The organism is Lysinibacillus sp. 2017 (genome assembly GCF_003073375.1).
Lineage (GTDB): Bacteria > Bacillota > Bacilli > Bacillales_A > Planococcaceae > Solibacillus.
The window spans coordinates 2,766,265-2,782,636 of sequence record NZ_CP029002.1 but is presented as its reverse complement, the minus strand read 5'-3'; the positions used below and the strand labels follow the sequence as shown (position 1 = coordinate 2,782,636).

The following is a 16,372-nucleotide window of genomic DNA, read 5'->3' as shown; positions in this document are numbered from 1 at the left end:
TTTATTTTACTAATAAAGTTGAGCAATTTGCATTTTTCGTTACATACGTACTAACGCTACCAAATACCATTTCTTGCATTGGATTTAAGCCACGGCAACCAATAACAACTAAATCTACACCGTTATTATTCGCATAGTTTGAAATGATACGACCCGCTGGACCGTGTTCCATTGTTACTTTTACGTTCGAATGTTTTTCATTAACGAGCGCTATTTCACTCATAATTTTTTTGCGATACTCAGCTTCGACATTATCAAGTGTATCCGCATGCTTTAATTCAGTAGTAATCCCTTCTGTTGGAATAACAGAAATTAATTCGATTACGGTTTCTTGTGAAGCAATTTTTACTGCATCTTGTGCTGCACGCAATGAATTTTCAGAACCGTCTACAGCAAGTAAAATATGTTTATACATTTAAATACCTCCAAATAAATATAATATAACCATTATATTACATAGAATGTGTTTTTGGAGCCTTTCTTAGACTTTTGTAAAAAACTATATAATCTTATGACGAAATATTGTATAGAAAAATTAAGAATTATTTTTTTCTGTTCGAACCATATGTAACGCCTTTTCAAGCATTTGTGCATTTTTTTCTTGAATTTCTGCTTTACGTGGAATTTCCTCATATAAAGAAGTTGGATCTTCCCATGTTGGAATAAATGGAACGGGTGATTGAGGTTGCCACTTATCTAGCCAATCTTGTGGTAACGGTCCTGTTGGCGCTTGTTGATCAGTCATTTCTGTCCAAATAAAGGACCAAGCACGCGGTACAACACGCCAAATATCATAACCGCCTCCACCAACAGCAATCCAGCGGCCATTACAATATTCATGGGCAAGTTTATGCGCGAGTTTCGGAATTTCTTTATAAATATTCATGGTACCATACAGATGTGTTAATGGGTCAAAATAATGGGCATCCGCACCATTTTGAGTTAACACGACATCTGGCTTGAAAAATTCAAATACTTCACGCATTGACTGTTCGTATACATCTAAAAAGCTTTCATCTTCTGTAAAGGCATCAATCGGGAAGTTAAAAGAAGTACCATAGCCTGCACCATTTCCACGTTCTGTAATATTACCTGTTCCAGGGAATAAATAACGCCCAGTTTCATGGATGGATAATGTGCACACATTAGGATCATCATAAAATGACCATTGAACACCATCTCCGTGATGGGCATCCGTGTCTACATATAACACCCGAAGACCATATTTTTGTTGAATATATTTAATGGCGACGCTGCTGTCATTGTAAATACAAAATCCTGAAGCTCGTCCTCGGAAACCATGATGTAAACCACCACCTAAATTGAGTGCATGCTCGGCTTTACCTTGTAAAACATAATCAACAGCCTGTAATGTACCGCCAACAAGTAGAGCGCTTGCTTCATGCATATTTGGAAACATAGGTGTGTCTTCTGTTCCAATTCCATAAGGCTCTCCTTGTTGCTGCGTTAATTCCCCATGACCAGCCATTTTTACCATTTCAATATATTTAGGATCATGTGCTAATGCAATTTCTTCATCCGTTGCCATACGTGCTGGGACAATATTGTCGTCTGTTAGTGCACCAATATTTTTGAGTAAATCGATTGTTAAGTGTAATCGTTTATGATTAAAGGGGTGTGTGTCCGAAAATTTGTAATTAAGTTGATCTGGCGAATAGATAAAAACGGCTTTTTTCATAGAATTACGCCGGGTAAGTTTGGCCATAGGACGTCATAGCCCTGTTGGCGCAAGTCTTCGATAATACTTAATGGATTAATTACTTGTAAACGGACACTTAAAATACGAGATTTCTCATTTTCACCATCTGGATAAATGAGGATATTTAAAATATTGGCGTGATTATCATAGAATATTTTTGTGATTTCATAAAGCATTCCAGGTCGGTCGGCTACACGGATATCAACTTTTGAACTAGGTTGATGTGTTCCAGTTAATTCAATATACGTATAGAGTAAATCAGAGGTTGTGACAATGCCCACAAGTTCTCCTACTGAAACAATCGGAATGCAACTAATTTTTGATTCGTAAACAGTTAATGCGATTTCTTCGACAAAGTCTAAAGGGTGTCCGACAATTGGATTTTTTGTCATAATACTTTCAATTGACGCGTCATAAACAGTCGAGTTTGGCTCATCGCGCAACGAAGAAGGCAATGCATTTTTAATATCGTGTTCTGTTACAATGCCAACGATCACATTGTCTTTATTTACTATAGGAACGTGACGAATCTTTTTATCTCGCATGAGGTGTACTGCATCACGTACTGTATTTTCTGGAAGAAGTTTATGTAATTCGGTGTTCATTATTTGTTCGACAATCATTTTTCAATCCCCTTTGTGATAAGAATTAATACATGAATCGACTTCTAAATCGAAGTCTGTCAAATCGTTCAAGTGTATCAGCCTGAACGCGTGAACCAATACGTGCCATTAAACAATTTGCAGGATGTGACGTAATCTCTGGATCGTCGGTCGCGTAATATTCAAAATTAGCGGACTTCATCATTCGTTCCATCATATTTCGGTAATCCCACACAGTTAAACCTGTTCCCTTTAAATCCCAATGCCAATAATATTCAGTTGTAATAACTAAATAATCTTCCATCGCATCATCCATAAACGACACTTCAATTAGCTTTTTACCTGTACCAGTTCCTCGGTAAGCAGGGATAACTTCAATTGCACCAAGTTCGATCATATTTGGAATGCGGTCCTCAGACCAACGTTCTAATGGATCTGGATAAAGATACGTAACATAACCGACGACAAGGTTCTCTTGACGGATTAAAATGATTCGTCCTTCCTCTAATTTTGCAATATTGATAAGTGCTTCATGTTGTTGGTGAGAAGGTCGAAACGCCTTTAAGTCTTCATGCAAGGTATATGTAGCTAATTTTTCAGAAGGAACAGGCCCTTCAACAATTGTATTACCATGCCTTGTTTCAAATTCAATACTGTAATATTTTTTCACGTGTTTCATATTCACACCACCTGATTATGATATTTCTATTATACAGTATTTTATGCGAAAATACGCTGATATTAACCGAAAATAACTAAATTGTTAGAAATTTGAAAATCTTAAATTTGTAATAAGATTTAACCTATGAAATAGTAGCATGATTTAGTAATAACTAAAAAGCGACAATTGAAATCAGAATAATTTGTTTTTATATAAAAATACAGTTGACTAAATAAATATTCATAATTATACTTATTTTTATCTTAATAAATAATATGAAATTCAAAAAGTACGATGATGAAATATCAGAATTTAAGAGGTGATAAGATGAAAGTAGGTATTATCGGGGCAACAGGTTACGGCGGATTAGAATTAATTCGATTGTTGCATAATCATAAAGAAGTAACGCAAGTAGGACTATTCACATCGTCAGAAGAAGGGTTGAACTTCTCGCATAAATTCCCACATTTAGTCGATTTATATGATCAGCCCTTGCAAAAGATTGACTACGATAAGTTAGCAAACTATGATGTTGTGTTTTCAAGTACACCTTCAGGAGTTTCAAGTAGCTTATTCCCACCATTATTAGGAATGGGACCGAAGTTGATCGATTTATCTGGTGATTTCAGGTTAAAGAACTTAGCCAGCTATGAAACTTGGTATAAAAAAAAAGCTGCCCCTAAAGAGGCCATTGATAAAAGTGTGTATGGTTTAACAGAGTGGAATGAGCAAGCCATTCACGGTGCAGAGCTTATTGCAAACCCTGGCTGTTATCCAACGGCAGTATTACTCTCACTATTACCTTTAATAAAAGAAAAGTTAATTGATCCAAGTTTTTTAGTGATTGATGCGAAAAGTGGAATATCAGGCGCTGGCAATAAGCCCTCACAAAGCACACATTACAGCGAGGCGAATGAAAGTCTTTCTATCTATAAGATGAATGAGCACCAACATATCCCGGAAATTGAACAGGCAATTTCGATGTTTGCGCATGTGGATACAAAAATCACCTTTAATACCCATCTTGTACCAATGACGCGCGGCATATTAGCGACCTCTTACGCACAGGTTACACAAGGCGTGACGCAGCAGCAATTAGTCACATGCTTAGTAGATACTTATGCAAGTAATCCTTTTGTACGTGTCATACAAGAAGCATCGTCGGTTGGAACGAATCGGGTGAAAGGTTCAAACTACTGCGACATATATGTAAAGCTTGATGAACGAACAAACCGCGCAACGATTGTTGGCGTTATCGATAATTTAGTTAAGGGAGCCGCTGGTCAAGCCATTCAAAATATGAATGTACAGTTTGGGTATCCACAGCAAACAGGGTTACATATTTTGCCTTATTTTGTATAAAATGATTGATTGATAGAGTATTAACAAGAAAATGGAGGATTTAATGATGACGACAGTAATTGAAATGAAAAAGCTATCCAGTAAAAATATCGTGTCACCAAAAGGATTTATAGCTGCAGGTGTACATTGTGGGATTAAGCATAAGAAAAAAGATATAGCGATTTTAATTAGTGAAGTACCTGCAAGTGTAGCAGGTGTATTTACAACAAATGCTGTACAGGCTGCACCGATTAAAGTGACAAAAGAAGTTGTTTATAATACAAAAAAAATGCAAGCAATGATCGTCAATTCAGGCAATGCTAACGCATGTACTGGGAAACAAGGTTTGGCAGATGCATATGAAATGCAAAAGTTAGCCGCACAAAAACTAGGCATTGATGAGACACTTGTTGGCGTAGCTTCAACGGGTGTTATCGGTGAAATTATGAAGATGGAGCCTGTGAAAAAAGGCATAGATCTTCTAAACCCAGATTCAAAACTTGAAAACGGTATTGATTTTGCACAAGCAATTATGACGACAGATACTGTTATGAAAAACACAACATATGCGACAATCATTGATGGAAAGGAAGTATTAGTATCAGGAACAGCAAAGGGCTCAGGGATGATTGAACCAAATATGGCAACAATGCTTGGCTTTATTACGACTGATGCTAATATTGATTCAGAGGAGTTACAAAAAGCATTATCTCATGTAACCGACTGTACATTTAACTCGATTACAGTCGACGGGGATACATCAACGAATGATACTGTTGTCGTGATGGCTAATGGTTTAGCAGGGAATAATCTTTTATCTCCAACACATCCAGAATGGGAAAATTTCTACACAGCATTACGCCTAGTCGCAGAAGATTTAGCAAAATCCATTGCACGTGACGGAGAAGGGGCTACGAAATTAATCGAAGTGGAAGTCGACGGTGCCATTTCAGATGAAGAAGCACGTAAAATTGCAAAATCAGTAGTAGGTTCACCATTAGTAAAAACTGCAGTATTTGGCTGTGATGCGAACTGGGGGCGTATTATTGCTGCAGTAGGTTATTCCGGTGCAACAATTGATCCAGAAAAAATCACGATAAAAATTGGTGGTGCTACGATGGTAGAAAACGGCGAGCCCATTAAATTTTCAGAAGAAGCGTTAATTGAGATATTAAAACAACATGAAGTGAAAATATATGTGTCGCTTGAAGTGGGTGAAGGGCATGGCTTTGCATGGGGGTGTGATTTAACTTATGACTACGTTCAAATCAACGCATCCTACCGCTCGTAAAATGGTCATCAAGCTTGGAGGTAGTACATTAGAAGGTCTAAATGAGGCCTTCTTTCGTAATTTCAAAGCACTTCAAGCACAGGGGATTCAACTAATTATTACTCATGGTGGCGGTCCGGCTATTAATCGTGCATTAGCATCAGCAGGTATCCAGTCACATACAGTAAATGGATTGCGTGTAACAAGTGAAGAAATGATTGAGCTTGTACAATCGACACTAATTGGCAAAGTAAATCCTGCACTCGTTTATGAGTTAAACGAAGCTGGCATTTTGGCAATTGGTTTAAATGGCTTCGATGGACAATTATTAAAAAGTACATTTCTCGATCAATCGACATATGGTTATGTGGGCCAAGTAACACATGTCAATACAGCGCTAATCGATACCTTATTGACAGAAAAAATTGTTCCAGTAGTTGCCTGTATAGGGGCGACAAATGACGGACAAGCACTTAATATTAATGGTGATACCGTTGCAAGTGAAATTGCATTAGCGGTTGGTGCAGACTGCTTATTATTAGTGACAGATGTTGAAGGTATTCGCATAAATGACGCGTATCAAACGGAAGTGACACGGGCTCAAATAGAACAATGGATTCATGAAGAGCATATTTATGGAGGTATGATTCCAAAAGTGCAAGGTGCATTAAATTGCTTGAAAGCGGGTATTCCATCCGTACAAATTGTCAATGAGACATTAACAGGTACAACTATACTAAGTGAGGAGCTTGTCAAATGAGTGCATTATTTCAAAATTACGCAAGAAGACCTTTCGCCATTGTCGAAGGGAAAGGCACAGAAGTTTTTGATACAACAGGAAAGCGTTATTTAGATTTTACGAGTGGAATTGCCGTCTGTAGTTTAGGTCATGCGCATCCTTCTATTGTTGAAGCCATTCAAAAACAAAGTGAAAAGCTTTGGCATATTAGTAACTTATTCGAAAGTCCGGGTCAAGAACAATTAGCGGCATCATTAGTAAGGGATTTACCGTTATCGTATGCGTTTTTTTGTAACAGTGGTGCTGAAGCAAATGAAGCGGCCATAAAATTAGCACGCAAGCATACAGGCAAGCATAAAATTATTGTATTTGAACAAAGCTTCCACGGTCGTACATTTGGTGCGATGAGTGCAACAGGTCAAGATAAAGTCCGAAAAGGTTTTGGCCCATTAGTGAGTGAGTTCGTTACATTACCCTTTAATGATGTTGAAGCATTAAAAGCAGCGGTAGACGATAAAACGGCAGCGATTATGCTAGAAATGATTCAAGGGGAAGGTGGCGTCAATTCGGTTTCAGAGGGATTTGCCAAGGCCATTCATGAAATCCAGCAAGCCACAGACGTTTTAATTATTGTCGATGAAGTGCAAACGGGTATTGGTCGAACAGGTACACGCTTTGCCTTTGAACAAACCGCAATTCAACCAAATATCGTATCGATGGCAAAAGGGCTTGGTGGCGGCTTCCCTATTGGTGGCATACTCGGGACAGAAGAGCTGTTTGATACATTTAATGCGGGTACGCATGGCACAACATTTGGAGGAAACCCGTTAGCCGTTGCTGTCGCGCAAACAGTTATTGATCAAGTATTTGATGAATCTTTTTTAAATAATGTGAAACAAAAATCTACATACTTCATTGGAAAGTTAAAAGAAGCATTTCCTGATGATATCTATACAATTCAAGGAAAAGGTCTAATGCTTGGCCTAGGTCTCGGTGGGATAGATGTAGCTCCTTATGTAACGGAGCTTGATGAGGCGGGTTTATTAACCGTCGCAGCAGGCCCGAAAGTTATTCGTTTATTACCACCTTTAACGGTGTCTGAAAAAGAAATTGATGAAGCAGTAGCTGTTTTGAAATCAGTTATTCTTAAATAAAAAAAGTGTGATTCTCCTAATGTTTGGATTAGGGAATCACACTTTTTTATTCACCTGTTAAATCCGATAAATCAAGATCAAGGTCTTCAATCGAATCATCTGGTTCATCTGGAATATCTGTTTCAACAGGATCAATCGGTTCTTCAATTGGCGGTGGAATTTCTATGATTTCACCTACTTCATTTGAATAAGCAGATTCTAATCCTGTAATATCGACTGCTACAACGACATAACGTGTACCGGATGATACATTAATCTGTAAGCCTTCGTAGGATCTCTTGGATGCAACGAATGTATGTGAACCATTTGAAATATTATAGACACGATAGCCGACGACATCATTTGAAGCAGATGCAGACCACGATAATGTACCGTTTGATAATGTTGCAAATACAGAAGTCGGTGCAACGCTATCAGCAGAGAACTGTGCCCCTGTTGAAACACCATTACCTGAGCTGAATGATAATAGTTTGGATGCATCGCCACCTAGCTTGCCAAGCATACGATCGATAAATGTTTGGTTTAACCCGTAGCCTTTCATTTCAACAAATTCTGTTGGTGTTGTTGGTAAGGCTGCATAGGATCCACCATTTATAATAACCGTTGTAGATGAAACAAAACTATCATCTGGCTGTGTTGGTAAGTTATTTTTATTGAATAAATCTGAAGTAATTAAGCCAGCATTTGCGCAAGATGACGAAGGTGCTAATCCAGAAATACCACAGAATTCTTTAGTTACTACACCTGCTGGTTGCTTAAAGCTTTCTTTTGTTCCGATAAATTCAGAATCAATATCATATAAAGCATTCATGTAATTCGCCCAAAGCGTATTAACACGATAACTTGGATGTTGATACTTATTATTAAATGCAAATAATGTTCTCGGCTGGTCATAGCCTATCCATACGCCCATTGAAATAGTTGGATTGTAACCAACTAGCCAAACATCTTTATGGTCCTGAGTTGTACCAGTTTTAGCGGCAAAGTCGGACGAGAACTTTAATAAGCTTTGCGCACGTGTTGCAGTACCGCCTTGTTGTAAGACGTCACGTAGCATATCTGTCATCATATAGGCTGTTTCTTCACTAAAGACTTCGACTGGTTCTACTTCATGTTGATAAATGATATTACCATCTAAATCTTCAATTCTGTCAATCATATAGGCATCTACGAATTTACCACCATTGGCAAATGTCGCATAGGCATTTGTATTTTCTTCAACGGTAGCTCCATGAGTTAATCCACCGATAGATGTCGATAAGTTAACATAGTCACCACTCGTTAATTTTGAAAAGCCCATTTTTTCTAAATATGAAGCAGGGCGTTTATCTAAAATCGAATCGTATAGGCGTAATACTGGCAAGTTTTGAGAAGAGGCCAACGCTTGACGCGCAGGGATAATCCCAAGCTCTTGTTCTGGATTGTAGTTTACTGGTTTATAGTCGTCATATTCACGTACAAATTTGACATCGACTACTGGGCTACCTGCACCGATAACACCGTATTCAAGCGCTGGTGCATAGGCAAGTAATGGCTTCATTGTAGAACCATTCGAACGATAAGCTTGCGTTGCGTGATTTAACTGCTCTAGTGCATGATCACGACCACCAACAAAGCTTAAAATTCTTCCCGTTTTGTTATCAATGACAATGCTACCTGTTTGAACAGGAACGTCCACTTCTATTTCTTCACCTGTTTCAGGATCTTTAACTTTTTTCTTATATGTTTGTCCGTACAATGTGAATTCGTCTGTTACTTGTTGCATCGCATCATACATATCTTTATCAATTGTCGAATAAATACGATAGCCACCTGAACGAATTGTACGATCTGCTAAAATTGTATACTTTTCATTTAAATTGGATTCTTCTTTTAAACGTGCAGGATCAATGCCATCTTTTTCAGCGAGCGTTTGCGCAAAAATTTCTTTTGCACGTGTTTCAAGCTCAGCTGTTAACCAAGGGTATTTATCTTCTGGACGTTCTTCATAGTCTTTAAAATCTTGGGTAATATTATAAGTAATTGCTTGTTCATATTCCTGGTTCGTAATATAGCCAACTTCATTCATACGGAATAATACTGTTTTCATTCGGTCTACACCAGGCTTCATTCCTTCTGCACTCTTTTTCTCACCTTTATTTGTGAAAGGTGTGTATTTGAAAGGTGCTTGAGGAATACCTGCAATATAGGCTGCCTGTGGTAAATTCAATTCAGATGCTTTTATACCAAAAATTCCTTGTGCAGCTGTTTCGATACCTGCAATGTTTCGACCAGATGAATTACGTCCATAAGGAATGATATTTAAATAAGCCTCTAAAATTTCTTCCTTTGTCATAAAGTGTTCTAAACGATAGGCAAGTAAAATTTCCTTAGCTTTACGTTCGTATGACACTTCATTTGTTAAAATTTGATTTTTGATTAATTGTTGTGTAAGTGTTGAACCACCTGTTTGTGTAGAAGAGTTCGATACGTCTTGTAAAAGCCCACGTATTACTGCTTTTGGCACAATACCAGGGTGTTCACGGAAATATTCATCTTCTGTAGCAAGTACAGCATTGATGACCATGGGTGCTATATTGGCTAGTGATGTTTCACGGCGGTCTAAATCTGTACGAATTTTTCCAATGTAAAGCTCATTTGCAAAATAAATTTCACTTGTTTCTTCATAGCTAAATATTTGTTCGCGCATTTCTTCTTTTAATCGTAAAGGTTCGTCTTTCACTAATGAAGCGAAGTAACCCGCACCGACACTGCCGACAAATATTGTGACTGTGACAATAAAAATTATAGCTAAAAGGAATAAGTTCCAAAATACACCGCCCGCGATTCGGAAGTGGCGCATCTGCTTTGAAGAAGCAAGGATTTCGATTTTTTCATTCAATTTTTCAAGCCATTCTTTCACATCATCGACCTCCTAAAATCTTGTTTATTATAGCATATTTGTTAACTAGACGAACATAGTTATTGACAACGAGCGTTTATTGGTTAGAATTAAGAATATAAATTTTCAAGCATAGATGAGTTTGCAGTAATGAATACATTCCCTGTTATAGAGAGCTAGCGGTTGGTGAAAGCTAGACATAATGTGATTCATGAATTACGTACTTGGAGTTTGAAACGATTCGCCTGCGATAAAGGCGCTTAAAGTGGAAGAAAAAACTTTTTTCTTCAAGCCGGGTGGTACCGCGTTAAATGAAACTTTGACGTCCCTGCATGCAATTTGCATGTAGGGACGTTTTTATTTTCCCTACATGCAGGACAAAACATGTAAAAGGAGAGATTTGCAATGAATGAATTATTACAAGATTTAGAGTGGCGCGGTTTGTTATACCAACAAACAGACGCTGAAGGTATGGAAAAATTACTTAATGAGAAAAAGGTTTCCTTATATGTAGGGGTTGACCCAACTGCAGATTCAATGCACATCGGTCACATCGTTCCTCTATTAACATTACGTCGTTTCCAAAAAGCAGGTCACACACCGATTCTTTTAGTAGGTGGCGCGACAGGTACAGTAGGGGATCCATCAGGTCGTTCTGAAGAGCGTCAATTACAAACAATGGAGCAAGTTGAGAAAAACGTACAAGGTCTTAAAAAGCAAATGGAACGTCTATTTGACTTTAACTCAGGTGCTGAAAACTCAGCACAACTTGTAAATAATAATGACTGGGTTGGACCAATGTCATTAATCGACTTCCTACGTGATTACGGGAAATTAATTAATGTTAACTACATTTTAAATAAAGATACAGTGGCATCTCGCTTAGATTCTGGTATTTCATTTACTGAATTTGCGTACACATTAATCCAAGGTATTGACTTCAACCATTTATACGATCACCACAATGTACGTATTCAAGTGGGTGGCTCTGACCAATGGGGTAATATTACAACGGGCTTAGAAATGATTCGTAAAACACATGATGAAAATGCGAAAGCTTACGGTATTACAATTCCTCTTGTAACAAAAGCAGATGGTACGAAATTTGGTAAATCTGCAGGTGGTTCTGTATGGTTAGACGCTGAAAAAACATCTCCTTATGAGTTCTACCAGTTCTGGATTAATACAGCTGACGCTGATGTTGTGAAATATTTAAAAATCTTCACATTCTTAAGTCGTGAAGAGATTGAAGCTCTTTCAGTAAGTGTAGAAGAAGAGCCACATTTACGTAAAGGACAAAAAGCATTAGCAGAAGAAATGACACGCTTAATCCACGGTGAAGCTGGTTTAGAAGCAGCAGAACGTATTACCAAAGCATTATTCTCTGGCGATTTAAAAGCATTATCAGTAGAAGAAATGAAAGTAGCATTCGCTGGTGTTCCTTCTGTTGAAGTTGTTAAAGAAGATAAAAACATCGTGGAATTAATCGTAGAAGCAGGCATTTCATCTTCAAAACGCCAAGCACGTGAAGATGTAACAAATGGTGCAATTAGCGTAAACGGTGAAAAAGTAACGGATTTAGAATACGTAGTTGACGCAAAAGATCGTCTTGATGACGCATTCGCAATCATCCGTCGCGGTAAGAAAAAGTACCATATGGTGAAATTCGCTTAATTGAATTTGATGAAAGTAACGTCCTAGATTGACTTCTAGGACGTTTTTTTATGTCTAAAATTATGGCTAAATGATGGCGGGAATGAATGGACTTAAAGAAAATGGGTTCACTCTAAGAGGATTTCTTCAATATAACTTGAATTGTCAATTTAAGGAGGGGTTATATGGAAAGGAAATCTTATATTAGTGAAATTTTTAGCGCAATTATTTTATTGATGGCATTCGGCTTTTTTGTACTGCCAGTTCTATTTATTATGTTAATAAGCGGATCAACATATTATATTCCACTAATTCTTGTACTTGTGGCGGTTCTTTATATTTTCTTAGTGTTCTTAATATTTAAGGTGTCTCTAAGTAAGAAAAATAAAAAAATTTTCACAGGCATCTCGTTATTTGCCATTTTACTAGCTTCGATTCAGCCAATTTATGAATGGATAGATAATCAAGTTTCAACGGTCAATGCAGAAGTTGATATTTATCAATACATGCCATTTGTAGAGAAAAATCAAGTTGTAAAATTGCCTGTTCCTGCAACACTACAGTTAGAAAAATCATTACCAAAAATGGATGGTGCTACCGCGTTATATCCGTTATATTCAGCTATTGCGCAAGCGGTCTATCCAGAAAATCATTATGACCCTTATTCAAGTGCTGTTATGGTCAATCAAACACATGAAGCCTATTCGAATTTAATTAATGGAAAAGTAGATATGATTTTCGTTGCAGGACCATCTGATCAGCAGTTAGCTCGTGCAGAAGCAAACGGAATTGAGTTAAAACGAACACCGATTGGAAAAGAGGCCTTCGTATTTTTTGTGAATAATAAAAATGAAATTGATAATTTAACATTGCAACAAATAAAAGAAATCTACTCAGGAAATATTACGAACTGGTCTGAAGTAGGCGGAAAAAACGATTCGATTCGAGCATTTCAAAGACCGCAAGATAGCGGCTCACAAACAGCTTTACAACGATTAATGGGAGACACACCCATTATGGAAGCCCCATCAGAAGATGTCGCTACGGGAATGGGTGGCATCATTAATGAAGTTTCTCAATACAAAAATTATAAGAATGCCATAGGGTATACATTTCGCTATTACTCAAATGAAATGGTGCGCAATAAGGAAATCAAATTATTAGCGATTGATGGAGTTGAACCAACAAAAGAAACAATACGCGCAAATACGTACCCGATTACTTCGGAATTTTATATCGTAACGAGTGGGGAGCCAGAAGGAAATGTTCGAGCTTTAATCGATTGGGTATTATCTGATGAAGGGCAGGCATTAGTAGAACAGGCTGGATACGTTCCGATATCTTCCTATAAATAATTTCATATTCCGCTAGTTGAATAACTGCTAGAGACATTCAATAACTTTGAATCACCTGTAATATACCAGTATAATAGAAGGTATACATAGTTTTAGGGGGTTCTGTTTTGAGTGAGCAACAAACGACAATGGTCGATGATCGGCATGCAATACTAAGCATAGCTGTAAAACCACGTGATACAATTCGCTATTTATTAAAGACAAAAAACATTGCCTATTTTATATTTTTAGGCATTGTAGGGATGTTTACGAATAATTTAATAAGTTTAGTAGGTACTAAATTTAATGGAAATTATACGCTGGGTGATTACGTTTACTCTGCATTTATGTCGAGCTTCCTTTTATATTTTTTATCGACGTTGTTATCTGCTGCTGTTTTAATGTTATCTGCTAAAGTATTCGGGGGAAAAGGTAGATTTAAGCCAATGTTTCGTATGATTAGTGTGACGATGATTCCATATATTTGGATATTGCCAATGATATTATTTTGGATGCAGTTCGCACCCCAGTCATTTTTTGAAATCACCTATATAGAAACGGGCTTGAGTGATATAATTTTACAGTTTGTTTGTGGAACGTTTATTTTTATCGCATCGATTTGGACATTTGCATTGATGATTATTGGTATTTCAGAAGTACATCAGATTTCCAAATGGCGCGCATTTTTCGCAGCGCTAATAGTTATTTTAATATTAGTTTTTTTAATAGTATTTTTCTTGTAATAAACACAAAATCCCATCATTCCAAATCACTAAAATGGAATGATGGGATTTTTATTATTTGATGGCAATAGATTTTGAAACTTCGTTAGATGTAAATTCTTTTTCAGATTTTGAAACGACGATACATGCGACACCATTACCGATTAAGTTTGTCACTGCACGTGCTTCTGACATGAAACGGTCAACACCGATTAATAACGCGATACCTTCAACCGGAACCATTGGGAAAGCAGCAAGTGTTGCAGCAAGGGTAATGAAACCTGAACCCGTTACACCAGCAGCGCCTTTTGATGTAATCATTAATACACCAAGTAAGGTAATCATTTGAACTAATGAAAGGTCAGCGCCATATGCTTGGGCAATGAATAGCGTAGACATTGATAGATAAATGGAAGTACCATCTAAGTTAAATGAATATCCAGTAGGAACAACAAGTCCAACTACTTGTTTTGAACATCCTAATTTTTCAAGTTTACGCATCATCGTAGGAAGTGCCGATTCAGATGATGAAGTACCAATTACAAGGAAAATTTCATCTTTAATGTAGTTAATGTATTTGAAAATGTTAAAGCCGTAAAAACGAGCGATTGATCCTAGTACAACAATGACAAACACAAACATTGTAAGATAAACAGCACCCATTAGTAGACCAAGAGATTTTAATGAGCCCAAACCAAAGTTACCGATTGTATAGGCCATTGCACCAAATGCCCCGATTGGCGAAATTTTCATGACCATGCTAACAATTTTAAAGAAGATTTCTGAGACTTGTTCAAAAAATGTTATAACAGGACGTGTTCTTTCACCTAATGTAGCAGCCGCGATACCGAATAATACCGCACATAATAAAGTAGGCAATAGATCACCATTTGCAAGTGCCCCAACAAAATTATCTGGAATGATTGAAAAGATGAATCCACCTAAACCAGCATCACTGTTTTCAGCGGCAGCAGTGGTATATTTTGAAATATCTGTATCACCAGCGTGTGTTGTATCAATTCCAGCACCTGCATTAACAAAAATCCCGATGCAAATTCCAATTGCTAATGCCACTGTAGAAACAATTTCAAAATAAAGTAACGCTTTCCCGCCGATTTTTCCGACTTTCTTCATGTCACCCATACTACCAATACCGATAACAACGGTTAAGAAGATAATCGGTGCAATTAACATTTTGATTAACTTAATGAATAAATCCGCTAAAATTTTTAAACTAGCCCCAAATTCAGGCCAAATCGCACCTACAACAATCCCAAGTAGGATAGCTATAATTACTTGTACAGTTAAATTTTTTAGGAACTTCATAAAAATCCTTCTTCCTGTAAATAGTATTAATAAAAATCTGATATTGTTTAAGATGTTGTTATAATACACCCGTGAAAATCATTTGTGTAATTTTGTTCATAAAAATTATTTCCTACTATTACTTTGCTACATTGTTGAAAATACGTAATTTCTGTTTATAAAACATAATTTCTGTATAATGCCATGTATAAACTGTTCTATTACACCAAAGAAATGTAAGCGCTTTAATAATTAAAGTGCATTTTGTTCATTTTGTTCAATTTTAGTTATGTACAATAAACAAGAGACAACAAAAAAACCACCAAGCTATAAGCTTGGTGGTTTTTATCTGAAAATCGTAACGACTAACGAGAGTAGTACTCTACGATTAATTGTTCGCTGATTTCAGCAGATAATTCAGAGCGCTCTGGCATACGTACGAAAGTACCTACTTTAGAGTCAGCATCGAATGATAAATATTCAGGTACGAAGTTATTAACTTCTACTGATTCAGCAACAACTGATAAGTTAGCTGATTTTTCACGTAATGAAATAGTTTGACCTGGTTTTACAGAGTAAGATGGGATATCTAAACGTTTACCATCAACTAAGATGTGACCGTGGTTAACTAATTGACGAGCTGCACGACGAGTGCGAGCTAAACCTAAGCGGTAAACTAAGTTGTCAAGACGAGTTTCAAGAAGGATCATGAAGTTTTCACCTTGTAAACCTTTTAATTTAGCAGCTTTAAGGAATACGTTTTTGAATTGACGTTCAGTCATACCGTACATATGACGTAGTTTTTGCTTTTCAGTTAATTGTAAAGCATATTCTGATTTTTTACCACGAGCATTTGGGCCGTGTTGACCTGGTGCGTATGGACGTTTTGCGATTTCTTTACCTGTGCCGCTTAATGAAATACCAAGACGACGAGAGATCTTCCAAGATGGACCTGTATAACGAGACATAATTGTGTCTCCTCCTTTTAAT

Annotated in this window: 14 protein-coding genes; 7 read left to right on the top strand and 7 right to left on the bottom strand. The window is 37.1% G+C overall.

All coding sequences use genetic code 11. The annotated features are described in order from the left end of the window. Nucleotide 1: 1 nt before the first annotated feature. The 4 genes from DCE79_RS13530 to DCE79_RS13515 all read right to left on the bottom strand — a co-directional run bounded on the left by DCE79_RS13530 (nucleotide 2) and on the right by DCE79_RS13515 (nucleotide 3,001). On the bottom strand, nucleotides 2–415 hold the full coding sequence (locus DCE79_RS13530) for a universal stress protein (RefSeq protein WP_108713566.1): 414 nt from the start codon (nucleotides 413–415) through the stop codon (nucleotides 2–4). A 120-nt stretch (nucleotides 416–535) separates the two neighbouring features. Beyond that, entirely contained in the window at nucleotides 536–1,699 is a 1,164-nt protein-coding gene (locus DCE79_RS13525; RefSeq protein ID WP_108713565.1) for an acetoin utilization protein AcuC, read from the bottom strand. After that, a complete protein-coding gene (locus tag DCE79_RS13520; RefSeq protein ID WP_108713564.1) occupies nucleotides 1,696–2,343 on the bottom strand; it encodes an acetoin utilization AcuB family protein in 648 nt (215 codons plus the stop codon). The genes DCE79_RS13525 and DCE79_RS13520 overlap by 4 nt, the downstream gene beginning before the upstream one ends. A 25-nt stretch (nucleotides 2,344–2,368) precedes the next feature. Continuing rightward, the gene (locus DCE79_RS13515) at nucleotides 2,369–3,001 is read right to left on the bottom strand and encodes a GNAT family N-acetyltransferase (protein ID WP_108713563.1); all 633 of its coding nucleotides are present in this window, start codon (nucleotides 2,999–3,001) and stop codon (nucleotides 2,369–2,371) included. A gap of 309 nt (nucleotides 3,002–3,310) precedes the next feature. Between DCE79_RS13515 and argC the strand changes: the two genes are divergently transcribed. From argC to DCE79_RS13495, 4 genes are read left to right on the top strand one after another with little or no spacing between them, the layout of a single operon-like run. After that, nucleotides 3,311–4,345 carry an N-acetyl-gamma-glutamyl-phosphate reductase gene (argC, locus tag DCE79_RS13510; protein WP_108713562.1) on the top strand — a complete coding sequence of 345 codons (1,035 nt, stop codon included), beginning with the start codon at nucleotides 3,311–3,313 and terminating at the stop codon, nucleotides 4,343–4,345. Between the two features lie 46 nt (nucleotides 4,346–4,391). Continuing rightward, nucleotides 4,392–5,615 carry a bifunctional ornithine acetyltransferase/N-acetylglutamate synthase gene (gene argJ / locus DCE79_RS13505; RefSeq protein WP_108713561.1) on the top strand — a complete coding sequence of 408 codons (1,224 nt, stop codon included), beginning with the start codon at nucleotides 4,392–4,394 and terminating at the stop codon, nucleotides 5,613–5,615. Then, nucleotides 5,578–6,354 carry an acetylglutamate kinase gene (gene argB / locus DCE79_RS13500; RefSeq protein WP_108713560.1) on the top strand — a complete coding sequence of 259 codons (777 nt, stop codon included), beginning with the start codon at nucleotides 5,578–5,580 and terminating at the stop codon, nucleotides 6,352–6,354. Before argJ ends, argB begins: the two co-directional genes overlap by 38 nt. After that, nucleotides 6,351–7,487 (top strand): acetylornithine transaminase, encoded by a 1,137-nt coding sequence (locus tag DCE79_RS13495; protein WP_108713559.1) that lies wholly within the window; start codon nucleotides 6,351–6,353, stop codon nucleotides 7,485–7,487. Before argB ends, DCE79_RS13495 begins: the two co-directional genes overlap by 4 nt. Before the next feature lie 46 nt (nucleotides 7,488–7,533). Here the strand turns inward: DCE79_RS13495 and DCE79_RS13490 are convergent, their stop codons facing one another. Next, on the bottom strand, nucleotides 7,534–10,389 hold the full coding sequence (locus DCE79_RS13490) for a transglycosylase domain-containing protein (RefSeq protein WP_108713558.1): 2,856 nt from the start codon (nucleotides 10,387–10,389) through the stop codon (nucleotides 7,534–7,536). A 384-nt stretch (nucleotides 10,390–10,773) separates the two neighbouring features. On the opposite strand from DCE79_RS13490, the gene tyrS reads away from it, so the two are divergent. From tyrS to DCE79_RS13475, 3 genes are all read left to right on the top strand, one after another. Next, the gene (tyrS, locus tag DCE79_RS13485; RefSeq protein WP_108713557.1) at nucleotides 10,774–12,042 is read left to right on the top strand and encodes a tyrosine--tRNA ligase; all 1,269 of its coding nucleotides are present in this window, start codon (nucleotides 10,774–10,776) and stop codon (nucleotides 12,040–12,042) included. A 164-nt stretch (nucleotides 12,043–12,206) separates the two neighbouring features. Further along, nucleotides 12,207–13,376 (top strand): PstS family phosphate ABC transporter substrate-binding protein, encoded by a 1,170-nt coding sequence (locus DCE79_RS13480; protein WP_108713556.1) that lies wholly within the window; start codon nucleotides 12,207–12,209, stop codon nucleotides 13,374–13,376. Between the two features lie 107 nt (nucleotides 13,377–13,483). Further along, entirely contained in the window at nucleotides 13,484–14,098 is a 615-nt protein-coding gene (locus DCE79_RS13475; RefSeq protein ID WP_108713555.1) for a YIP1 family protein, read from the top strand. Between the two features lie 54 nt (nucleotides 14,099–14,152). Here DCE79_RS13475 and dctA read toward each other — a convergent pair whose 3' ends face one another. Together dctA and rpsD are read right to left on the bottom strand one after the other, a co-directional pair. Next, entirely contained in the window at nucleotides 14,153–15,403 is a 1,251-nt protein-coding gene (dctA, locus tag DCE79_RS13470; RefSeq protein ID WP_108713554.1) for a C4-dicarboxylate transporter DctA, read from the bottom strand. Between the two features lie 344 nt (nucleotides 15,404–15,747). Continuing rightward, complete coding sequence (gene rpsD / locus DCE79_RS13465) at nucleotides 15,748–16,350, bottom strand: 30S ribosomal protein S4 (RefSeq protein WP_108713553.1); 603 nt, start codon at nucleotides 16,348–16,350, stop codon at nucleotides 15,748–15,750. Between the last annotated feature and the right edge of the window lie 22 nt (nucleotides 16,351–16,372).